The sequence below is a fragment of the Mycobacterium sp. TY815 genome, assembly GCF_030755135.1.
Lineage (GTDB): Bacteria > Actinomycetota > Actinomycetes > Mycobacteriales > Mycobacteriaceae > Mycobacterium.
Map to the genome: position 1 here is coordinate 1,086,728 of NZ_JAUFRX010000002.1, position 21,831 is coordinate 1,108,558.

Annotated in this window: 15 protein-coding genes and 2 pseudogenes; 7 read left to right on the forward strand and 10 right to left on the reverse strand. The window is 69.1% G+C overall.

Translation table 11 applies throughout. The features are described 5' to 3' along the window. Positions 1-65: 65 nt before the first annotated feature. Positions 66-356, forward strand: a complete 291-nt coding sequence (locus tag QXK92_RS24455) for a WXG100 family type VII secretion target (protein ID WP_306245877.1) — start codon at positions 66-68, stop codon at positions 354-356. Then, the gene (locus QXK92_RS24460; protein ID WP_306245879.1) at positions 353-1,996 is read left to right on the forward strand and encodes an alpha/beta hydrolase; all 1,644 of its coding nucleotides are present in this window, start codon (positions 353-355) and stop codon (positions 1,994-1,996) included. Before QXK92_RS24455 ends, QXK92_RS24460 begins: the two co-directional genes overlap by 4 nt. A 10-nt stretch (positions 1,997-2,006) precedes the next feature. Here QXK92_RS24460 and QXK92_RS24465 read toward each other — a convergent pair whose 3' ends face one another. From QXK92_RS24465 to QXK92_RS24495, 7 genes and pseudogenes are all read right to left on the reverse strand, one after another. Then, positions 2,007-3,980 carry a VWA domain-containing protein gene (locus QXK92_RS24465; RefSeq protein WP_306245880.1) on the reverse strand — a complete coding sequence of 658 codons (1,974 nt, stop codon included), beginning with the start codon at positions 3,978-3,980 and terminating at the stop codon, positions 2,007-2,009. Next, entirely contained in the window at positions 3,973-5,355 is a 1,383-nt protein-coding gene (locus tag QXK92_RS24470; protein ID WP_306245882.1) for an ATP-binding protein, read from the reverse strand. The genes QXK92_RS24465 and QXK92_RS24470 overlap by 8 nt, the downstream gene beginning before the upstream one ends. 461 nt (positions 5,356-5,816) lie before the next feature. Beyond that, positions 5,817-6,317, reverse strand: a pseudogene (locus QXK92_RS24475) (PPE family protein); the annotation flags it as partial. Between the two features lie 170 nt (positions 6,318-6,487). Then, on the reverse strand, positions 6,488-8,053 hold the full coding sequence (gene purH / locus QXK92_RS24480) for a bifunctional phosphoribosylaminoimidazolecarboxamide formyltransferase/IMP cyclohydrolase (protein ID WP_306245884.1): 1,566 nt from the start codon (positions 8,051-8,053) through the stop codon (positions 6,488-6,490). Next, positions 8,050-8,679: a phosphoribosylglycinamide formyltransferase gene (gene purN, locus QXK92_RS24485; RefSeq protein WP_306245886.1), complete on the reverse strand. Its 630-nt coding sequence runs from the start codon at positions 8,677-8,679 to the stop codon at positions 8,050-8,052. The genes purH and purN overlap by 4 nt, the downstream gene beginning before the upstream one ends. A 104-nt stretch (positions 8,680-8,783) precedes the next feature. Further along, a complete protein-coding gene (locus tag QXK92_RS24490; protein ID WP_371934589.1) occupies positions 8,784-10,088 on the reverse strand; it encodes a DUF6350 family protein in 1,305 nt (434 codons plus the stop codon). Positions 10,089-10,169: 81 nt separating this feature from the next. Then, positions 10,170-11,078: a DUF5336 domain-containing protein gene (locus tag QXK92_RS24495; protein WP_306245888.1), complete on the reverse strand. Its 909-nt coding sequence runs from the start codon at positions 11,076-11,078 to the stop codon at positions 10,170-10,172. A gap of 167 nt (positions 11,079-11,245) precedes the next feature. Here QXK92_RS24495 and QXK92_RS24500 point away from each other — a divergent pair, with 167 nt between their 5' ends. Then, positions 11,246-12,094 carry an LLM class F420-dependent oxidoreductase gene (locus QXK92_RS24500; protein WP_306245890.1) on the forward strand — a complete coding sequence of 283 codons (849 nt, stop codon included), beginning with the start codon at positions 11,246-11,248 and terminating at the stop codon, positions 12,092-12,094. Positions 12,095-12,209: 115 nt separating this feature from the next. Here the strand turns inward: QXK92_RS24500 and QXK92_RS24505 are convergent, their stop codons facing one another. Beyond that, the gene (locus tag QXK92_RS24505; protein WP_306245893.1) at positions 12,210-13,736 is read right to left on the reverse strand and encodes an acetyl-CoA acetyltransferase; all 1,527 of its coding nucleotides are present in this window, start codon (positions 13,734-13,736) and stop codon (positions 12,210-12,212) included. A gap of 146 nt (positions 13,737-13,882) precedes the next feature. Between QXK92_RS24505 and QXK92_RS24510 the strand changes: the two genes are divergently transcribed. The 3 genes and pseudogenes from QXK92_RS24510 to QXK92_RS24520 form a co-directional block, all read left to right on the forward strand. Next, the gene (locus QXK92_RS24510) at positions 13,883-15,307 is read left to right on the forward strand and encodes a PE family protein (protein WP_306245896.1); all 1,425 of its coding nucleotides are present in this window, start codon (positions 13,883-13,885) and stop codon (positions 15,305-15,307) included. A gap of 164 nt (positions 15,308-15,471) precedes the next feature. Beyond that, entirely contained in the window at positions 15,472-16,797 is a 1,326-nt protein-coding gene (locus tag QXK92_RS24515) for a PE family protein (RefSeq protein ID WP_306245898.1), read from the forward strand. A 107-nt stretch (positions 16,798-16,904) separates the two neighbouring features. Continuing rightward, a pseudogene (locus QXK92_RS24520) lies at positions 16,905-18,320 on the forward strand (PE family protein); the annotation flags it as partial. Positions 18,321-18,389: 69 nt separating this feature from the next. Here the strand turns inward: QXK92_RS24520 and sucD are convergent. Both sucD and sucC read right to left on the reverse strand, forming a co-directional pair. After that, positions 18,390-19,292 carry a succinate--CoA ligase subunit alpha gene (sucD, locus tag QXK92_RS24525; RefSeq protein ID WP_306245902.1) on the reverse strand — a complete coding sequence of 301 codons (903 nt, stop codon included), beginning with the start codon at positions 19,290-19,292 and terminating at the stop codon, positions 18,390-18,392. Positions 19,293-19,311: 19 nt separating this feature from the next. Continuing rightward, the gene (gene sucC, locus QXK92_RS24530) at positions 19,312-20,475 is read right to left on the reverse strand and encodes an ADP-forming succinate--CoA ligase subunit beta (RefSeq protein WP_306245904.1); all 1,164 of its coding nucleotides are present in this window, start codon (positions 20,473-20,475) and stop codon (positions 19,312-19,314) included. 291 nt (positions 20,476-20,766) lie between these two features. Between sucC and QXK92_RS24535 the strand changes: the two genes are divergently transcribed. Beyond that, positions 20,767-21,828 carry a M23 family metallopeptidase gene (locus tag QXK92_RS24535; RefSeq protein WP_306245906.1) on the forward strand — a complete coding sequence of 354 codons (1,062 nt, stop codon included), beginning with the start codon at positions 20,767-20,769 and terminating at the stop codon, positions 21,826-21,828. The last annotated feature ends 3 nt before the right edge of the window (positions 21,829-21,831 follow it).

Sequence of the window (21,831 nt, forward strand, 5' to 3'; positions counted from 1 at the left end):
TCGCCGGCCGCCGATTGCGGTGCCACACTTCGCCCAACGTTCGCATCGGCGGAAGGCGAATTCCAGTGGCACCAAACTTGCGGGCAATTCCTGACGCGCTTTTCAGGGCGAGCATCGAACTGGCCGATCACGGCCAGATCCTTCTCGATCTACAGACGTCCTGTCACCGGGACGTGGATGACGCGCAACGAGGCTGGGTGGGATCGTCGGCCGTGGCGCTGTCGGGACTGCTGGACCGATGGGCGGCAGCCACCGCCGGACAGCTCGCCCGATTCGGTGAGCATGCCGGCAGCCTGCGGGTCGCCGCTGCCGGCTTCAGCGCGATGGAGCGCCATAACGCCGCCACGCTGCGATGACGTTGACCCTGGCCGATATCGAACGCTGGGATCCGGCGGCCATCACCACCGTCTTCGACGCGGCGATCAAACGGGCACACGGGACCCGGACCACATCCGCGGTGGTCACCGAGTTGATGCGGCTGCTGGCATTCGGAGGCGACGCCGCCGACGCGGCACGTGCAGCCACCGGTCAGACCATGCTCGTGCTGGACGACCACGCGGACGCCTGCGCCGCGGTCGCGCATGCCGCCGAACAATCCGCCGAGGAGGTCGGCGCGCTCAAACAGCAGCTGCAGGCGATGCGGGAGGGGGCGCGGCAAAGCCATCTGGTGATCGATGAGGCCGTCGCGATGGCGCTGCCGCCGTCGAACCTGCCCGCCTTCACCGCCGCCCAGCAAGAGGCCATCCTCGATGCGGCGGTGCGGCTGACCGAAGGCCTGCGCCGGTTGTTGGCCGATGCCGAGCGCGCCGACGAAGACCTTGCAGCCGCGATCCGCGGCGCCGAAGGTGACCTCCACGCCGATCGGGTCGAGTCGCAACTCAGCCACCGCCAACCGAGCCCGCCGCAACTGCCGGCCCCGGACGCCGCTCCGGCGGCCGTCGCGACGTGGTGGCATGCCTTGACGCCGTGGCAACAAGACCGGGCCAGGCAGAATTGGCCCGACGCGCTGCGCAACCGGGACGGCATACCGGCCACGGTCCGCAACGAGCTCAATATCCCTGTGCTGCAACGAGAGCTCGACCGGTTGCGGCAGGGCTGGATCGACTCGTACGGCTGGCACACCGACCCCGGCGCATTGGCAGACCTCACCGCGCTGCATGACAGCCTGGCCGAGAATCCGGATGCCGGTCTGCTCTTGCTGGATACCGCAGCCGTCCCGGGAAAGGTGCTCGCGGCCGTCGCGATCGGCGACGTCGACAACGCCGAGCGGATCGGGGTCACCGTCAACGGGCTGACCACGAGGGTGAGCGCGAGCACCGGGAAGATGGTGCGAGAGGCCCGGTTTCAGCGCGACGAGGCGAGACTGCTGCGGAGCCGCGCCGGCGTCGCCCATCCCGACGCGGTGGCCTCGATCGCCTGGCTCGGCTACGACGCCCCGGACAGCCTGCGGGATGTGGGACACGACTGGCTTGCGCGCGACGGCGCCCGCGCCCTGAACAGCTTCTACCGCGGTCTGGCCGCGGCCGGCAACACCGCAGAGCCGGGCATCGCCGCGTTCGGGCACTCCTACGGGTCGGTGACGACCAGTCTGGCTGTGCAGCAAGGTGCGCCGGTCAGCGACGTGGTGTTGTACGGCTCGCCTGGGGCCGAACTCACCGACGCCTCGCAGCTCGGCGTCCCCCGGGGACATGCGTACTACATGGTCGGGACGGATGACATTGTCTCCGAACTGATTCCGGGATTGCGCGCCTTCGGCGCCGCCCCGCAGGAGGTGCCCGGGATGACTGAACTGTCGGCGAACACCGGGTATGCGATGGACGGCCGGTACGGCGACGGTCAATTGCACGAACGCGCTTACGGGCACTCGGAGTACGCCGAGCCGGGCAGCAACGGGAACCTCCGGATGAGTGCCTACAACCTCGCGGTTGTGCTGGCCGGTCTCCCGAAAGACCTCATCACGCCTGTCGTGGCCGGCATGAACAGGCGACCCGGCTAGTGGTCGCGCACTAGCGGCGGCGGCGGCGCGACTTCAGGTAGTCGCCCACGACCGCGGCACCCAGGCCGTCGAGATCGGGCACCACCACCCGCCCCTCGACCCGGCGGGCGATCTTGTCGAGGAACCGGGCCAGGCCGGGGTCACTGCCCAGCCGGAAGATGGTGATCTGCGCGCCCAGCCGGGCCATGTCGTCGAATCCCTTGACGGTGAAGGAAATCGTGCGCGGGTTCGGCGGGTAGTCGAAGAAGACCGACGTGCCGTCTCCGTAGTCCTCCAGATGCGCGGTGGGCTCCCCGTCGGTCACCACCAGCACGACGGGCTGGGCGTTGGGATGCCGGCGCAGGTGACGGCCCGCCAGCGCGAGCGCGTGGTGCAGGTTGGTGCCCTGCTCGTAGACGCCCTCCAATCCGGTCAGCTCGGCGGCCGACACGGTGCGCGCGTAGCGGCCAAAGGCGATGATCTGCAAGGCATCTGACCGGAACCGGGTGCTTACCAGGTGGTTGAGCGCCAGCGCCGTCCGTTTCATCGGCAGCCACCGGTTCTCCATCACCATCGAGAACGACGTGTCCACCAGCAGCGCGACCGCAGCCTGCGTGCGCATCTCGGTCTCGGAGACCTCCACGTCGTCGACCGTGATGCTCAGTTGCCCATCCAGCGTGCGGGTACCCGATTGCCGCAGTACGGCATTGGTGAGGGTGCGGGAAATGTTCCAGGGCTCGGTGTCGCCGAACTGCCACGGCCTCGTCGCGCCAGTCAACTCGCCCGCCGCACCGGCCCGACGGTGGTCACGTTCGCCGTGGCGTCCCGAAAGTTGTTGTGCGACATCGCGTAATGCCGTCTCGCCGAGCCGGCGCATGGCTTTGGGAGACAGTCGCCACTGACCGTCGGACCCGCGGTCGAGAAAACCCTGATTGAGCAGCGCCCGTTCGAGTTCGGCCAGCGTCCTGGCATCGACGGCGGCGTCGTCACCGAGTTGCCGGGCCAACGCGTCGAGGTCGACGTCATCCATGGTCGCGCCCGGGTATGCCTGCGACAGCTGCTCGGCCAGCTGCTCCAACTCCCCGATGTCGGCCAGCGCCTGCGTACCCTCGCCCATGCCCATGGGATTGTCGCCGGAGAATTGCTGATCCCCGGTCCAATCCTCGCCCGGCCGGGCCGCCTGCAGGTGCGCGTCCAGACGATTCAGGGCGTTCATCAGCGACGGGGACCCAAAGGCCTGCTGCGCCAGGGCATCCAGCTCGTCGCGCTGCTCCTGGCTCAGGCTATTGCGGAACCGCTGGGCCGCCGCGGCCCGTTTGGCCAGCGAATCCAGCAGCTCCTCGACGTTGCGCGGGTTCTCCGGGAAGAACTCGCCGTGCTTGTTCATGAAGTCCTGAAAGTCCTGCTGGGTGTCTTCACCGCGAGAGTGCTTGTCCAGCAGGTCGTTCAGGTCGTCGAGCATCTCGTTGACCCGCTGGCGGTCCTCGTCGGTGGCGCCTTCCAACGCCTGCTTCATACCCGCGAACCGCTGGTCGAGCATCTCGCGGCCGAGCAGATCCTTGATCTGTTCGTACTTCTGCCGGGCCTCGGGGCTGCGCCACTGATATTCGGACAACTCCTGCACGGCCTTGGCCGGCGACGGCGGCAACGACTCCAGCTGCAGCTCGGAAAAGCGGGCGTCGTCGTCGAGGGCACGGGCCAGTTCCTTGCGCTCGGCCAGCACCGCCTCGTCGAGCAGCTTCTTGATCTCCTGCAGGGTGCCGTCCAAGTTGTTGCGGCGCAGCAGATCCCGTCGCTTGCGGTTGGCCTCGGCGGCCAGCCGGTCGGCACCGCGCATGTTCTCGGAGCCGCGGCGCAACAACTCCGACAGGGCCCGCCGCGGTGAGGTGCCCGCCATGACGTCCTGCCCGATCTGTTCGAGCGCCTCACGCAGATCCACCGGCGGAGCCAGCGGATCGGGCCCGCCGGTGTACGCCGAGTAGCGCTGCGAGTGAGACCTACCCATAAACCGTCTGCCCCTCCCCGGATACCTTGTCGACCCGCTTGGCCAGATACAACGCTTCCAGCGCCAGTTCCAGTGCCGCCGCGCGCTCCCCTTCGGACTCGGCACCCAGTTTGGCCGCGATCTTGTCCACCACCGGCAGACCGGGCACCGCGGCCAGCACATCCTTGGCCGACACCCGCTCCCCCGTCGTGACCGCGGATCCCCTCTCGACCGCCGAGACCAGCGTGCCGACGTCGATGCCGCCAAGCACCCGAGATGCGGTGTCGGCGGTGGCGCGGCGCAGCAGGTGCTCGAGTACGGCCTGCTCGCGGCCTTCCTCGCCGGATTCGAACTCCAGCTTTCCGCGCAGCACGTCGATGATCGTGCCCAGGTCGACTACGCGGGCCACCGGGTCGGTCTCCCCGAGGATCGCGCCGCGGTGCCGGGCCGCGGCCGCGACCGTCTCGGCCGCCGCGATCGCGAACCGTGCCGACACCCCGGAGCGCTGGTCGACGGAGCTCGACTCACGCAGGTAGCGGGCGAACCGCGCGATCACCTGCAGCAGATAGTCGGGCACCTGCGCGCTCAGGTGCGCTTCCTGGGCGATGACGCCGACTTCGGCCGCCAACTCCAGCGGGTAGTGGGTGCGGATCTCGGCGCCGAACCGGTCCTTGAGCGGGGTGATGATGCGCCCGCGGTTGGTGTAGTCCTCGGGGTTGGCACTGGCCACCACCAGGACGTCCAGCGGCAGCCGCAGCGTGTAGCCACGGACCTGGATGTCGCGCTCCTCCATGACGTTGAGCATCGAGACCTGGATCCGCTCGGCCAGGTCGGGAAGCTCATTGACGGCGACGATGCCGCGGTGTGCGCGCGGAATCAGGCCATAGGCAATGGTTTCCGGGTCGCCCAGGCTGCGCCCTTCGGCGACCTTGATCGGGTCGATGTCACCGACCAGGTCGGCGACGCTGGTATCGGGAGTGGCCAGCTTCTCGGTGTAGCGCTCGCTGCGGTGCTTCCAGGCCACCGGCAGGTCGTCCTGCAACTGGGCCGCGCGGCGGATCCACTCGGGTGTGATCGGCGTGTACGGATGTTCGCCCAGCTCGGATCCGTCGATCACCGGAGTCCACTCGTCGAGCAGGCCCGTCAGCGCCCGCAGCAGCCGGGTCTTACCCTGGCCGCGTTCCCCCAGCAGCACGAAGTCGTGGCCGGCGATCAGTGCCCGCTCCAGTTGCGGGATCACGGTGTCGTCAAACCCCAGGATGCCGGGCCATACCTCGTCGCCGTCCGCCAAAGCGGTCAGCAGATTTTCGCGGATCTCCTGCTTGACCCCCCGCTCACGGTGACCGGAGGCCCGCAGCTCGCCAAGGGTTCGGGGCAGATTGCTCGGTGAAGTCACCTCTCCAAGCTACGACGCCAGCTCTCGTTGTGCCGACGAGAGTGACTTTCCCGGCCCACATTCCCGGCGTGTCGGTCGCGGATTTCACTCTCGGCGCAAGCGTAAGCGGCTGAGCGCGGGCGGGCAGATCGCCTGGTAGCGAGAATCTGCGAGCACGATCAGAGCCTGCGGATGATGCCTATGCCTCCCCCGGGCGCAATGATCGGTATTCCATTCGGGACGATCTGCGCGAGGTTGCTCTTGAATTCGTTGACCACGGGTGCGTTCACGGCTTTATTGATCTCGTCAACGATGTGTTGGACGTCGCGAACAAACCCCGCACCCAAGGCATCCTCGCGTCTTCTGATCTCGCCGCCCAATTTCTCATCGGCTTTTCTCAGGCGATTGACGGCCTTGGGAAGGCGCTTGAACAATGTCATGAGGTTACGCAGGACTGCCGCACCGCCGGTGAACTTGCCCGCGGCCGGCAATGCCGCCGCGGCTTGGGATGCCCCAGCGTGATAGCCGATCATCGCGTCGACATCTCGCGCCCACATTTCTTCGTATACGGACTCCGTTGCCGCAATCGCGGGCGCATTCTGGCCGAACAAGTTGGACATGACCAACTGCACAAAGCCATCGCGGTTGGCCGCGATGGCTGCGGGATGCACCATCGACGCCTGTGCCGTCTCGAATACGCCCGCCACCACCCGGGCCTGCTGACCGGCCGTCGCGGCATGCTCGGCCGCGGCGTTCAGAAACAACGCGTACGGGGCCGCCGCCGCCGCCATCACCTGAGAGGCCGCACCCTGCCACGCCTGACTGGTCAAGCCTGACGTCACCGACGAGAATGACGACGCCGCAGCACCCAATTCGGCGGCTAAACCGTCCCATGCCGACGCGGCACCCAGCATCGGGGCCGAGCCAGCGCCGATGTGCATCAACATCGAGTTGATTTCCGGCGGCAACATCAAAAAGCTCATCGGGAGTCCTTCTACGCGCGTCCGTCACAATGCGTCGCGAACAACCCGGGCGTTCGCAGATCCCGACGCGTACACATTAGAGCGGTCGCAGCGGACCCAGCAGCGTTTTGGCGGGACTCCCCTGATTCGGGAGGGTGCCGCAGACCAGCCGCACCTGCACCTGGGAGGCCTCAGTGCGCGAAGTGCCGTGCACCAGTGAGGTATAACGTGACACCGGCCTTGGCCGCGGCCGCGGTGACTTCGTCGTCGCGTACCGAACCGCCCGGGTGCACGACGGCTTTGACGCCCGCGGCCGTCAGCGTCTCCAGTCCGTCCGGAAACGGGAAGAACGCATCGGACGCGCCGACGGCGCCCTTGACGCGGTCGCCGCCGCGTTCCACCGCGAGCCGCGCGGCGTCGACGCGGTTGACCTGCCCCATGCCGACACCGATGGTGGCGCCACCCGCGACGATGACGATCGCGTTGGACTTCACCGCGCGGCAGGCCCGCCAGGCGAACACCAGGTCGGTGAGGGTGGCGGGGTCGGCGGGTTCGCCGGTGGCCAGCGTCCAGTTGTTCGGGTCGTCGCCGGCGGCGTCGAGCTGGTCACGTTGCTGGATCAGCAGGCCGCCGCTGATCGGGCGCAGCTCGTGGCCGCCCTCAAGCGGCTCGGAGGCGAGCAGTACCCGGATGTTCTTCTTGCGTGTCAGCACCTCGAGGGCGCCCGGCGCGTACGCCGGCGCCACGATGACCTCGGTGAAGATGGTGCTGACATACTCCGCCATCTCGACGCTGACTTCGGTGTTGGCGGCGATCACGCCGCCGAAGGCGCTCAGCGGGTCGCAGTCGTGGGCCTTGCGGTGCGCGTCGGCGACCGAGACGTCGGAGATCGCGATGCCGCACGGATTGGCGTGCTTGATGATCGCCACGCACGTCTGCTGGTGGTCGAAGGCCGCCCGCCAGGCCGCATCCGCATCGGTGAAGTTGTTGTAGGACATCTCTTTTCCGTGCAGCTGCTCAGCCTGCGCCAGACCCGGCCAGGCGCCGGGATCGAGGTAGAGGGCGGCCTGCTGATGCGGGTTCTCGCCATAGCGCAAAGTCGCCTGGCGGCGCCAATTCTTGGCGAAGAAGTGCGGGAATTCCTGCACGGGCTCCTCCGGGGCCAGGGTGGACTGCATCCAGGTCGCCACGGCGATGTCGTATTCGGCGGTGTGCTGAAAAGCCAACGACGCCAGCTTCTTCCGCTCGGCGAGGGTGAATCCGCCGTGCCGCACCGCGGCCAGCACGCCGTCGTATCCACGGGGGTCGGTGACGACGGCGACGCTGGGATGGTTCTTGGCGGCGGCGCGCACCATCGACGGCCCGCCGATGTCGATCTGCTCGACACACTCGTCGGGGCTGGCGCCGGACTCGACGGTCTGGGTGAACGGGTAGAGGTTGACGACGACGAGTTCGAAGGCGGCGACGCCGAGCTTCTCGAGCGACTCGCGGTGCTCGGGTTTGCGCAGATCGGCGAGCAGACCGGCGTGCACCTTGGGGTGCAGGGTCTTGACGCGCCCGTCGAGCACCTCGGGAAATCCGGTGAGCTCCTCGACGCGGGTGACCGGAATCGCTTTGTCCGCAATGGTCTTGGCGGTCGAACCGGTCGAGACGATCTCGACCCCGGCGGCGGTCAGGCCCTGCGCGAGTTCGACCAGTCCGGTCTTGTCGTACACGCTGATCAGTGCGCGACGGATCGGCTTCTTGTCGATGTTCATCCCAGGGTCGCCTTTCGCTCGGTGACCGTCACGCCGCGGGTCGCGATCGCGGCCACCACATCCACCAGGAGTTGGCGTTCCACGACCTTGATGCGTTCATGCAAGGTCTCTTCATTGTCGCCGTCGCGCACGTCGACGGGCTGCTGCGCCAGTATCGGACCAGTGTCCACGCCGGCGTCCACCAGGTGCACCGTACAGCCGGTGACTTTGACGCCGTAGGCCAGCGCGTCGCGAACGCCGTGCGCACCGGGAAAGGCGGGCAGTAGCGCCGGGTGGGTGTTCAGGATGCGGCCGTTGAACCGCGAAAGAAATTGCGGGCCAAGGATTCTCATGAATCCCGCGGACACCACCAGGTCGGGGTGGTGGGCGGCGGTGGCCTCGGTGATGGCGGCGTCCCAGTCGTCGCGGGTGGGGTGCTCGCCGACACGGACGGCGAAGGCCGGGATCTGGGCGTCAGCGGCGATCTGGGTGGCCCGGCAGTCGCGATCGACGCCGACGGCCACCACGCGCGCGGGATAGTCGCCCCGGGCCGCGTCCAGCAGGGAGTTGAGCAGCGATCCGGTTCCCGACGCCAGCACCACCAGCCGCGCCGGTGCACTCGGGGGTACACGGAGCGGTTCCTGCACACGGAGAGCCTAGTCGGTCCCCCGGCATCGAGATGGCGCCCACGGCTGTTCCGCCGCGCTCATCGCAACCCTCGCCGCACCCTCGACGCGCACGCGCACGGGAACTAGTCGTCTTCAGTCGGGTGGCGCGGCTGCTCGGCTTGCTCGTCGGGCATCGGGGGCTCCTCGACGTCCTCAAACTCGTCGTCGTCGAAGGCGTCCGTCAACGGCTCTTCTGCGGCGACCGGCTCCGGTGCGACAGCAGGTTTGACCCGCCGCCGCCGCGGGCGCCGCCGAATGCCTCCCGTCATCACCACGGTGACGCCCCCCACCACGGTGAACCAGAACAGCACGCCGAGGAACATGGCCCCGTGGTCGACACCGACGTCGCCGAAGTTGCCCAGTTTGCCGCCCCCGCCATAGCCGAGCAGCGTCATCGTCAGCGCCGCCACCAGAGCCGCGACCAGCAGTTTGGCCAGCGCGGGGATCAGGGGCAACGCACGACGGGCGCACTGCTGTCCGACCGCGACACCGGCGGCCGCGCCGATGATCAGCAGCGCAACCCACACCGGTCCCAGCGGCGGGGTCGGCGCTGCGGCCAGGATCGGCAGGGCCGGCACGTCGCCGCCGAAAACCGTGAACGAGCTGAATGTCGCGAACCCGATGTGGGCGCTGGAACCCACCGCCACGGCCGCGGCACCGACGATCACATTCGGCGCATAGAGCACCGACAGCGCGGTGAGGTTGAACTGTCCCCAGATGGAGTCGGTGATCCCGTACAGGTCCTGCATGGTCGACCAGTGCACGACCAGCGACCCGGCCGTCACCATGCCGGAAAGCCCGAGCAGGGCGAGAACGCCCGCGGCAGCGGCTCGTAACGAGTCGCCCAGCCAGTTCGGCAGGACAGAAGCGGCCAGCGCCCGTCGCCCCGCTCGTGACCAGACCCCGATCGCGGCCCCGATGGCATGCACCACCAGCACACTGGTGAAAGCGCGCAAGGCACTGGGGGTCTGCAACTCGGTCAGCACCGACGACGCGTCGTGAATCACCGCCAGCGCAATCGCGGCGATCAACAACGGACCGCCCAACGCCGACGCGATGACCCATCGAATCACCAGCCACGAGGAGTACGGCGAAGTTGCGCGCGCCGTCGTCCGTGCGGTGCCCCACACCATCAACAGGACCGGCAATAGTGGCATGACGCCCAGTTCCCGGCCGCCGATCGAGATGGGAACCTGGTGCACGCCCAGCCACATGCTGGCGATGGCGCCCAGGGCGCCGGTCATGTCGCTGTTGGCGATCAACAGCTGCAACAGCGTGACGGCCGCGATGACGACCAGCGCCACGACAGCGGGCGCGAAAGCGACCCTCACCAGGTCGCGCGCTTGGCGGGCGCCCGTTTCTCCGTTTCTTGCCGACACCCTTGTCACTCTTGGTGGGTCACTCTTGGTGGGTCACTCTTGGTGGGTCACTCTTCGCGCACGAGCCTGACTAGGCGCGCGGGCGCGCGGTTAGACCGGCGCCGAACCAGGGGACGCCTGCTGACCCTGACCGTAGGACGACTGCTGGCCACCACCGGCGTTGTTGCCGTAGTTGACCGGGGCAGAACCACCCTGCGATCCGGTGCCTGCACTGACCGGCGGAGGCGGGCTGAAACTCGGGAAGCCGGTGGGCGGGGTGTGTGTCTGCCCTTGCTGCTGGGGCACCTGCTGCGTGGGCTGCGCCTGAAAACCACCGGACTGCGGGTTGGGGTTCGACGAGTAACCACCGCCGTACTGCGAGCCGTATCCCGACGACTGACCCGGATTCTGCGCGGGCTGCTGTGCACCCGGCTGACCGTAGTACCCGCCCGGCTGGCCCCCGTATTGGCCGTACTGTCCGTACTGTCCGTAGCCGCCGCCGAACGGGTCGTACTTGGGACGCGGCGCCGGCGCGGTGATCACGCCCGACTCCAGCAGCAACGCGCCGACCGCGGCCACCGCCTGGAACACGATGCAGAACAACACGACCCACAGCGCCCAGCCGGTGGAGAACGAGCTCGGCTTGTTGAACGTCCCGCTGATGATCAGCAGCACCCCCAAAATCGAAAGCACCGCGACAATAGGCACGTAACTCTTGGCCTTCGGCAACAGCCCGAGGCCCGCCAGCATCCCTGCAACCAAGGCGACGGCGACCGATAAGCCGGTGTCACCGGAGACGTCAATGCCGGACCCGCCCATGTCCGAGGTGTAGCTGAACATCGGGCCGAAGCTGAAGAAGTAGGCCAGCAGGCCGAAGGCCGAGACCGCGATGGCCAGGTACACCCCGAGCTTGCTTTCGCCGGGCTCAGCCTGGGGGGCGGCCGGGGCGGCGCCGCTGCCATAGGAGCCGGCGGGCTGCTGCGCGGATGGATATCCGGGACTACCGGGCTGGTAGGTCATGAGTCCTCCTGTTGCTTCCGGTGCCGTCACGGCCCCTCTACTGCGGAGCGACGCGGTGCCGCGTGCGACGCATTCGATCAACCACGCTAGCGCACCTCGGCGAAGTAATGCCCGTCGCCGCAGGGGGCCGCGTGCGGCCAAAAGTAGAACACGTTCTAAATTGGGGCATGGACTACGGCCTCGTTCTGTTCACCAGCGATCGCGGCATTTCCCCGGCGGCCGCCGCGAAACTCGCCGACACACATGGTTTTCACACGTTCTACGTGCCCGAACACACCCACATACCGATCAAGCGGGAGGCGGCGCACCCCACCACCGGTGACGAGTCGCTGCCCGACGACCGATACATGCGCACGCTGGATCCCTGGGTGAGCCTCGGGGCGGCGTGTGCGGTGACGTCGCGGGTGCGCTTGTCCACGGCGGTGGCGTTGCCGGTCGAGCACGACCCGATCACCCTGGCGAAGAGCATCGCGACGCTCGACCACATGTCCGGCGGGCGCGTCAGTCTGGGTGTCGGTTTCGGCTGGAACACAGACGAACTGGCCGATCACAACGTGCCGCCCGGACGTCGTCGCACCATGCTGCGCGAGTACCTCGAGGCGATGCGCGCGCTATGGACCCAGGAAGAGGCGGAATACGACGGCGAGTTCGTCAAGTTCGGCCCGAGCTGGGCGTGGCCCAAGCCCGTGCAGGCGCACATTCCCGTCCTGGTGGGCGCCGCGGGCAACGAGAAGAACTTCAAGTGGATCGCGCGCAGCGCTGACGGCTGGATCACCACTCCACGGGACTTCGACATCGACGAGCCGGTGAAGTTGTTGCAGGACGTCTGGGCCGCGGCCGGCCGTGACGGCGCCCCGCAGATCGTGGCGCTGGACTTCAAGCCGGACGGCGAGAAGCTGGCGCGCTGGGCCGACCTCGGTGTCACCGAGGTGCTGTTCGGGCTGCCCGACAGCGACGAGGACAAGGTGGCCGGCTACGTCGAGCGACTGGCCGGCAAACTGGCGTCGTTCGCTTAGCGGCACCCGGCCGTTCAAGTACGGCTGGCCATGCCCTTGCACCGAAACTGACACCAGGGCGACGGTCCCCGGCGTGTCGCGTACCTGGCTGCAGTGTCGCGCATGCCGTTCGGAGTCAAGCCAGCGTGCAGCGGTTCCCGTATTCGAACGAGCGCACAAGCACCTGTTGTCCGAGCGGGTCTCCGTCGGTCAACAGGGACACCAGCTCGTCGTCCTCGGTGGTGGCCAGGAAACGGCTGTCGTCGGCGGTGAGCCGGCCGATGATGATGCCGGTCGGGCGGCCGTTATCGCGGCGCACGGTGTACGTCTCGATGGTCGCCGGCCCGTCCGGGGTCTCGGTGACCGGCACGGCGGGCCCGTTGTCGACCTGCTCCTGCAATTGCGCGCTGCGATCGGGTTGCCATGGCGCCGCAGCGGTGGAGTACACCCCCACCGAGTACTTGCTCTGAATGCCGCCGTTTGCCCCGACCAGCCCGAATTGCCCAGGGGCGCTTCGCATTCGGTGAACTGTCTCGGCGACGCCGTGCATCGAGTAATTGTTGCCCGCGCCGCCGAAGAACGGCAGTCCACCGGTCAGGGTCAGGCCGCGCGGGTCGTCGGGGGCGATACCCAACCCGTCGCAGATGTTGAACACCGCGATGGGGAAGCAGCTGTAGAGGTCGAAAGTGGCGACGTCGTCGACACCGATGCCGGCCAGATCGAGCGCTTCCCGGACGGCCGCGACCGCCGATGGGGCGTGACCTAGACCCGGACGTTGCAGGAACGCTGGCGCCTCCAGGCCGGCGTGGCCGCGCAGAAACACCCACTTGTCCTCGGGAACGCCCAACCGGCGCGCGGCCCCGACCGACATCAGCAGGGCGGCGGCGCCCTGGTTCACCTGATCGCGGGCCACCAGCAACCGCGGATAAGGCTCGGCGATCATCCGGTTGCTCTCGGTCACGGTGACCAGTTCGTCGACCGTCCGCGCCACCGGCGCAGCGGAATAGGGGTTACCCGCGGCAACCACGCTGAACGGAGCGAACAGCTCGGCCATCTGCCGCAGGTACTCGGCCGGCCCGAGGCCGGTCGCCGCGCGTCGGGCGTTCTCCATCAGGGCGTACTGAGTCGGCGCATCCACCAAGCCGTGGATCACCGTGTAGCGCGAGATGTACTTCTCGATACCGGGTCCGCGGTCTTCGAGGTCACCGTCGACGGTCTCGCTGAAGTCCGGCTTGTCGTCGCGGCCCGCGAAGTACCGCAGGGTCGACGTGGCGTCTGAGCCGAAGACCAGCGCGACCTCCGAGCGCCCCGCGGCGATTTCTCCGCACAGTTCGGTGATCAGCTGCTGGGGCCCCTGCCCGCCGACACTCTCCAAGATCGCGCGACGCGGTTCGGCGCCGATGCGCTTGGCGACCGAGCGCGGGTAGTTGTTGGACCGCCCGAGCGGCGCATTGGCCGTGGGCCCCGAGATCTCGAACTGCCGTAGCGCGGCGATGGTGTCGACCTCGGCGGCCACCGCGGTCGCACCGCAGTCGTCCAGCGCCGCCTGGGCCGCCGCAGCGGCCAGTTCAACGGGTGACATGGCCCGGTAACCGGGGTCGTCGATGCGCTCGGCGGCCTGCCCGACGCCCACCACCACCGGCGTTCGCGGATCAAGATTCATAGTCTTACTATCTACCGGATCTGCCGTCCGGCCCGCTCGGCGGGTCCTGCGAAACCAGGCTCGCCCGCAGCGCGACCGCGATACGCTGAGCACCTCCCGAAGTCGCCCTACCAGGGACGCTGACCCCATATCGGGGAGGTGACCTCATGTCATTCGTCACCACGACGCCGGACCTCGTCACGGCAGCCGCCGCTGATCTGGCCAACATCGGCTCGGCCATCACAGAAGCCAACGCTCTGGCTCTGACGCCGACGTCGACCGTGCTGGCCGCCGGTGCGGACGAAGTCTCAGCGGCGATCGCCGCCTTGTTCGGCGTGCACGCCCAGGCGTACCAGTTGCTGAGCGCCCAGGCGGCGGCGTTCCACAACCAGTTCGTCGCGTTCATGGGCGCAGGGGCGGCGCAGTACACCGCGGCCGAGGCGGCAGCCGCCTCGCCGCTGCAACTCGTCGAGCAACAGATACTCGGCGTGATCAATGCGCCGACCCAAGCGCTGCTGGGCCGACCGCTGATCGGCAACGGCGCCAACGCGGCACCGGCGAGCGGGGCCAACGGCGGCGACGGCGGCCTGCTGTGGGGCAACGGCGGCGCCGGTGGAAGCGGCTCGGCGTTGCGCAGCGGCGGGAACGGCGGCGCCGCCGGGCTGTTCGGCACCGGCGGAGCGGGCGGCAACGGCGGAGACGGCGGGAACGGCGGGAATGGCGGGGCGGGTGGGCTGATTTTCGGTGCGGGCGGTGCCGGCGGCGTGGGCGGCGGGTCCGCGCTCGGCGGTCAGCCCGGCGGCGTGGGCGGTGCCGGCGGAGCGGCCGGACTGTTCGGCATCGGCGGCGCCGGCGGCACCGGCGGGACGGGCCAGGTTGCTATCGGAGGCATCGGGGGCACCGGCGGCGCGGGCGGCGCCGGTGGCATGTTGTTCGGCGCGGGTGGCAGCGGAGGCGCCGGCGGAAGCGGTGGCGTCGTCGTAGGACCCGCCGGCGCCGGTGGCGCGGGCGGCAATGCCGGTCTCACCGGTTTCGGGGGCGCGGGCGGGGCCGGTGGCTTCGGCCTCGTCGGCAACGGCGGGGCGGGCGGTAACGGCGGCAACGGCGGCACCCTGCTGGGCATCGGGGGTCACGGCGGCGACGGCGGCTCCACCCCGATCGCGAGCGCCGGCCTCCGCGCCGGCAACGGCGGCGCGGGCGGCAGCGGCGGTTTCGTCATCGGCATGGGCGGCGCCGGTGGAGCCGGCGGCATCAGCGACGCCGGCGGAACGGGCGGGAACGGCGGCGCCGGCGCCTTCTTGTCCGGCTCGGGTGGAGCCGGCGGCGGCGGCGGTTTCGGCACCACCTTTGGGGGAGCCGGCGGCAACGGCGGTGACGGCGGCACCCTCACCGGCGACGGCGGCGACGGTGGTGCCGGCGGCCGGAAAGCCGCCCCCGCGGGTGTCTTCGGAGCGGGGGGCACGGGTGGTTCGGCCAAGGTAATCGGCAACGGGGGCAACGGCGGCAACGCCGGTGGCACCGGCGGTGTGGTCGGACAGGGCGGCACAGCAGGGCTGCTCCTCGGCGCCGACGGCCTGCCCGGCCGGAACTGAACGCGGCCGCCCAGCCTCGTTGCGCCCAGCCTCGTTGCGCGAGCAGTCGCAAAATCGCACCTTTCCGCCCGCGTGTCATGCGAGTTTGCGTCTGCCCGGAACAGGGCCTGGACTTGCTGTGAGCGCGTAGGATTGAGCATCCCTGCAGTTGGGGAGGTGGCCATATGTCATTCGTCACCACGGCGCCCGGAATGGTCGCGGCCGCCGCGTCAGATCTCGCGTCCATCGAAGCGGCCGTCAGCCGGGCCAATATCGCCGCCCTGACACCGACGGCGAACGTCCTGGCTGCCGGCGCCGACGAGGTCTCGGCGGCCGTCGCCACCCTGTTCGCCCAATATGGACTGGGATACCGAGCGCTGAGCGAGCAGGCGGCCGCTTTTCACAGTCAGTTCGTTCAACTCCTCAACACGACTGCAGGGCAGTACGCCCTCGCCGAGGCGGCCGCCGCAACGCCGCTGCAGACCCTCGAGCAGCAGATACTCGACGTGATCAACGCGCCGACCCAGTTGTTACTGGGACGTCCCCTGATCGGCAACGGCGCGAATGGGGCTCCGGGCGCTGACGGCCAGGCCGGCGGGCTGTTGATCGGCAATGGCGGCGCCGGCGGCGCGGGCACCGCGGCTCATCCCGCCGGTGGGAACGGCGGAGCCGCAGGGCTATTCGGCAATGGCGGCGCCGGGGGGCCCGGCAGGGTCAACTCCAACAGCGCTCCCGGCGGCAACGGCGGCGCCGGGGGGCTGCTGATCGGCAACGGCGGAGCCGGGGGCACCGGCGGGTCGGGCATCGGCGGCATCGGTGGGACCGGCGGTGCCGCTGGGTGGCTGTTCGGGACCGGCGGCACCGGCGGCGCCGGCGGCACGTCGGTGACGGACGCCGTGGGCGGGACGGGCGGTGCGGGTGGTGCCGGCGGTTTGTTCGGCACGGGCGGCGCGGGTGGCCGCGGCGGCGGTTCGCCGGCCGGGTTGGGCAAAGGCGGCAGCGGCGGAGCGGGCGGCGCGGGCGGCGCCGGCGGGATCGTGTCCGGCGCCGGCGGGGCCGGCGGGGCGGGCGGTGACGGCACCGTCGGTACCGGTGGCACCGGCGGCGTCGGCGGCGTCGGCGGCTTCCTCAACGGGGCCGGCGGCGCGGGCGGCACGGGCGGATTCGGTCCCGCCGGCGGGGCCGGCGGCGCGGGTGGGGCGGGCGGCACGCTGTCCGGCTCGGGCGGAGCCGGCGGCCTCGGCGGTTTCGGCGGCGCCAACGCCGGCGGTGCCGGCGGAGCAGGTGGCGACGCGGGACTGCTGTTCGGCGACGGCGGGGCCGGGGGCTCGGGAGCGCCGAGTGCCGGCGCCGCCGGCGGAAACGGCGGCAACGGCGGACGAGCCGCACTCCTGATCGGGTTCGGCGGAGCCGGCGGTAACGGGGGCACCGGGCCGACCAACGGGACCGGCGGCCAAGGCGGCGACGGCGGTCAAGTCATCGGCGTGCCCGGCGCCCGCGGCCTCCCCTAACTGGCGCGAACAAAACGCAAATGCAGTAGTCCGGTACTCAATCCGGGCCACGGCCACCCAACGATGCTGGCGATCACGATCGTGACTTCTTCTCGTGGAGGTGCCGGATGTCTTTCGTGATCGTGGGACCTGATTCGTTAGCCGCGGCGGCTTCGGATCTGGGCAACATCGGCGCGGTGATCAGCGATGCCAATGCGGCGGCGTTCGCCCCGACGACGGGAGTTCTCGCCGCCGGAGCGGACGAGGTGTCGGCGGCCGTCGCGGCGTTGTTCGGGCTACACGCGCAGGCCTATCAAGCGCTGAGCGCTCAGGCCGCCGCCTTTCACGACCAGTTCGTGGCACTGATGAGTGCCGGTGCGGGGCAGTATGTCGCTGCCGAGGCTGCGGCCGCCTCGCCGTTGCAGTCTGTCTGGGAGCAACTACTGGGAGCGGTCAACACGCCCACGCAGCTGCTGCTGGGTCGCCCCTTGATCGGCAACGGCGCCAACGCCGCTCCGGGCAGCGGCGCCAAGGGCGGCGATGGCGGGCTCCTGTTCGGCAGCGGCGGGTCGGGTGGGTCCGGCGGAGTGGCCAACCCGAACGGCGGTGCCGGTGGGGCAGCCGGGCTATTCGGCAACGGCGGCGCCGGCGGACGCGGCGCGGTGGGCGGCAACGGCGGGACCGGAGGCCTGCTCTTCGGCACTGGCGGAAACGGCGGTGCCGGCACTCTCACGGCCGGAAACGGAGGCGCGGCAGGACTGTTCGGCAACGGCGGCGTCGGCGGTCCCATCGGAATATCGACCGACGGCACAGCCGGGAAAGGCGGCACCGGCGGCGCCGGCGGAATGATCTTCGGTTCCGGCGGAGCAGGAGGTGCCGGCGGTTCGTCCTTCTCGACCGCTGCACAAGGGGTGGGCGGCATGGGCGGAACCGGCGGAGCTGCGGGTCTGTTCGGATTCGGCGGCGCCGGTGGCACCGGCGGGTTCGGGCCACACGCGGGCGGCACCGGCGGAGCGGGTGGCGCGGGTGGAACCCTCCTGGGCGTCGGCGGCACCGGGGGAATCGGCGGCGCCAGCGCCACCGGCGGCGCCGACCCGCAAGGTACCGGTGGCGTCGGCGGCATGGGCGGCAGTGGAGGGTTCGTCTACGGGACCGGTGGCGCCGGTGGGACGGGCGGATTCGGCTGGTTCGGGGGGAGCGGCGGTGCCGGCGGCTCCGGTGCTGTGATCGCCGGCGACGGCGGTGACGGCGCGGTAGGCGGATTCGGTTACTTCCGTGGTGGCAATGGCGGTGCCGGCGGTCACGCCGGAGCCCTCATCGGCTCCGGCGGCGTTGGCGGGGCCGGCGAAAGGTCTTCTGTCATTGGTCCGTTCAACTCCGGCGGTGGCGCTGGCGGCGACGGAGGTGATGCGGGCTTGTTCGGAAACGGCGGCAACGGGGGTAACGGGGGGTTTGTCACCTCGCCGGCCTTCGGCGGCGCCGGCGGCGCCGGCGGGACGGGCGGCCCGCTGTTCGGCGCCAACGGCCTGCCCGGGCTGCACGGCTGAGGGTGCGGGCAGTCGCAAAAGCCCCTCATCTCCACAGGGAATGAGGGGCTTTTGCGACTGATGGCGCTACAGAGTCTTCAAGATCTCCCGCGCCAGGGCGGCGGTCTCAGACGGCGTCTTGCCGACCTGAACACCGGCAGCCTCCAGCGCTTCCTTCTTCGCGGCGGCGGTGCCCGACGAGCCGGACACGATGGCACCCGCGTGACCCATCGTCTTTCCTTCCGGCGCAGTGAAACCCGCGACGTAGCCGACGACCGGCTTGGTGACGTTGGCCTTGATGAAGTCGGCCGCGCGCTCCTCGGCGTCACCGCCGATCTCACCGATCATCACGATGAGCTTGGTGTCGGGGTCCTTCTCGAACGCCTCGATGGCGTCGATGTGGGTGGTCCCGATGATCGGGTCGCCGCCGATGCCGATCGAGGTGGTGAACCCGAAATCGCGCAGCTCGTACATCATCTGGTAGGTCAGGGTGCCGGACTTGGACACCAGCCCGACCGGACCGGGACCGCTGATGTTGGCCGGGGTGATGCCGACCAGCGACTGTCCCGGGCTGATGATGCCCGGGCAGTTGGGCCCGATGATGCGGGTCTTCTGCCCTTTCTCGACGTTGTACGCCCAGGCATAGGCGCTGTCCTGCACCGGGATTCCCTCGGTGATGACCACCAGCAGCGGGATCTCGGAGTCGATGGCCTCGATCATCGCGTCCTTGGCGAACACCGGCGGCACGAAGATGATCGACACGTCGGCGCCGGTCTTCTCGATGGCCTCGACGACGCTGCCGAACACCGGCAACTCGATCGGGTTGCCGTCGGCATCCTTGTGCGCGACGGTCGTGCCCGCCTTGCGGGCGTTGACGCCGCCCACGATCTGGGTGCCGGCCGCCAGCATGCGCGCGGTGTGCTTGGTGGCCTCCGCGCCGGTGATGCCCTGGACGACGACCTTGTTGTCCTTGTTCAGGAAGATAGCCATTTCAGTGGTCCTCTCGGGCTCAGGCGCTCGCCAGCTCAGCGGCTTTGTCGGCACCGGCGTCCATGGTCTCGGCCTGGATCACCAGCGGGTGGTTGGCCTCGGCGAGGATGCGACGACCCTCTTCCACGTTGTTGCCGTCCAACCGGACCACCAACGGCTTGTTGGCCTCGTCGCCCAGGATCTCCAGGGCTTTGACGATCCCGGCCGCCACCGCGTCGCACGACGTGATGCCGCCGAAGACGTTGACGAACACGCTCTTGACCTCCGGGTCGCCCAGGATCACGTCCAGGCCGGCCGCCATGATCTCGGCCGAGGCGCCGCCGCCGATGTCCAGGAAGTTGGCCGGCTTCACCCCGCCGTGCTTCTCACCGGCATAGGCGACCACGTCCAGCGTCGACATCACCAGGCCCGCGCCATTGCCGATGATCCCGACCTCGCCGCTGAGCTTGACGTAGTTCAGGTCGTGTTCCTTGGCCTTGAGCTCCAGCGGGTCGGTGGAGGCGCGGTCCTCGAACTCGGCGTGCCCGGGCTGGCGGAAGTCGGCGTTCGCGTCGAGGGTGACCTTGCCGTCCAGCGCCAGAATCTTGTCGTCGGGCGTGCGGACGAGCGGGTTGACCTCCACCAGGGTGGCGTCCTCGCCAACGAACACCCCCCACAACTTCTCGATCGTCACGGCGGCCGCATCCAGCACATCGGCCGGCAAGTGGCCCTGCTCGGCGATGGATCGCGCGAAGGCCAGGTCGACACCCTTGACCGCGTTCACCGGCACCTTGGCCAGCCGGTCGGGCTTGGTGGCGGCGACCTCCTCGATCTCCATGCCGCCCTCCACCGAGCACATCGCCAGGTAGGTGCGGTTGGCACGGTCGAGCAGGAAGGACAGGTAGTACTCCTCGGCGATGTCACTGGCTTCGGCAACCAGCAACTTCTTCACGATGTGGCCCTTGATGTCCAGGCCCAAGATGTTCTTGGCGTGCTCGTAGGCTTCCTCGGCGTTCGCGGCGTATTTCACGCCACCCGCCTTTCCGCGGCCGCCGGTCTTGACCTGGGCCTTGACCATCACGGGCGCACCGATCTCCTCCGCGATGGCCTTCGCGCCTTCAGCGGTGTCGGTGACCCGGCCCTGCGTGCCGGGTACGCCGTGCTTGGCGAACAATTCCTTAGCTTGATACTCGAACAGATCCATGGGGCGTCACTGCCTTTGCTCGGCTTACTTGCTAGGCCAACTAGGGTGGCGTTACCGGTACTAGGCCAGTACTCGGCAACTCGCACGGAGGAACTGTATCCACCCCGAAAATCGGCCCTGCCGCCGCATCCCACCGCTGTGGCACACGTCACGTATCGAACCGGGACACGAAACGTGACCCAAGTCACAAAAATGACCGGATTTGATACTGAGGTTGCCAGCCGCCTACGTTTGCGGATACCTTCTCAAGGTCCAGATAACGTTATGGTCACGATCCAAGGACATTTCAGGTTGTCCCAGCACCTTTTCGCTCGCTCCGCCGCCGCTCTATCGGCGCGCGCACCCCGGGAACGCTGGCCCCATCATCGCAACGAGATCACCGAGATCATCCCGTTAGACGGGTTTGATGAACTCGATGACATGGAGCTGGCCGACCTCGACGAGTTGGACTTCGGCGACTCCGAGTTCGCGTTCGACGACCTGCTGTTGCAGGCACCCGAACTGGACGACCTCGACGACACCGACGATCTGACGCCGTTGTGGCTGTCCGCCCCGTCCACCGAGGTGTTGCCCCGCGTCTCCGCCGAGATCACGCAACCGATCACCCACGTCATCGACGTCACACCCGTCCCGCGTCGCGGCGGCAGCCACCGCAAGCAGCCGACCAGCGCAGCCAAGGGACGTCTGCTGATCGGGGCGATGGCCGCCGGCGCCGCAGCGGCAGCGACACACACCGCGATCAACCAGTCCGACACCACCAAAATCGAGACGGTGCTGACGGCCAACGCCTCGACCCTCTCGGGCGGATCGGGCGGATCGGGCTCCACCGCGACGCGCGGCGTCCAGGTGATCGCCGCACAGCCCGCCAACGTGGCGGTGCACAACGAAGAACTCGCCCGCGGGGTGGCCTTCGCGCAGGAGCGCGCCCAGCGCGAGGCGCGCCTGCAGCAGCCGCTGTACGTCATGCCGACGAAGGGCATCTTCACCTCGAACTTCGGTTACCGCTGGGGAGTGCTGCATGCCGGCATCGACCTGGCCAACGCGATCGGGACCCCGATCTACGCGGTCTCCGACGGCGTGGTCATCGACGCGGGCCCCACGGCGGGCTACGGAGCGTGGGTCAAGCTGCTGCACGCTGACGGCACCGTCACGCTGTACGGCCACGTCAACACCACACTGGTCAGCGTCGGTGAGCGCGTGATGGCGGGCGACCAGATCGCCACCATGGGCAACCGCGGCAACTCCACCGGCCCGCACCTGCACTTCGAGGTGCTGCTGGGCGGCACCGAGCGCATCGACCCCGTGCCGTGGCTGGCCAAGCGTGGATTGTCCGTCGGCAATTACGCCGGCTGACCG

What these genes read in the sequence shown, in the direction of transcription:
- QXK92_RS24460 (WP_306245879.1), top strand. Translation starts at nt 353, where the DNA reads ATGACGTTGACCCTGGCCGATATCGAACGCTGGGATCCGGCGGCCATC.
- QXK92_RS24465 (WP_306245880.1), bottom strand. Translation starts at nt 3,980, where the DNA reads ATGGGTAGGTCTCACTCGCAGCGCTACTCGGCGTACACCGGCGGGCCC.
- purH (WP_306245884.1), bottom strand. Translation starts at nt 8,053, where the DNA reads ATGAACATCGACAAGAAGCCGATCCGTCGCGCACTGATCAGCGTGTAC.
- QXK92_RS24495 (WP_306245888.1), bottom strand. Translation starts at nt 11,078, where the DNA reads ATGACCTACCAGCCCGGTAGTCCCGGATATCCATCCGCGCAGCAGCCC.
- QXK92_RS24500 (WP_306245890.1), top strand. Translation starts at nt 11,246, where the DNA reads ATGGACTACGGCCTCGTTCTGTTCACCAGCGATCGCGGCATTTCCCCG.
- QXK92_RS24505 (WP_306245893.1), bottom strand. Translation starts at nt 13,736, where the DNA reads ATGAATCTTGATCCGCGAACGCCGGTGGTGGTGGGCGTCGGGCAGGCC.
- QXK92_RS24510 (WP_306245896.1), top strand. Translation starts at nt 13,883, where the DNA reads ATGTCATTCGTCACCACGACGCCGGACCTCGTCACGGCAGCCGCCGCT.
- QXK92_RS24515 (WP_306245898.1), top strand. Translation starts at nt 15,472, where the DNA reads ATGTCATTCGTCACCACGGCGCCCGGAATGGTCGCGGCCGCCGCGTCA.
- sucD (WP_306245902.1), bottom strand. Translation starts at nt 19,292, where the DNA reads ATGGCTATCTTCCTGAACAAGGACAACAAGGTCGTCGTCCAGGGCATC.
- sucC (WP_306245904.1), bottom strand. Translation starts at nt 20,475, where the DNA reads ATGGATCTGTTCGAGTATCAAGCTAAGGAATTGTTCGCCAAGCACGGC.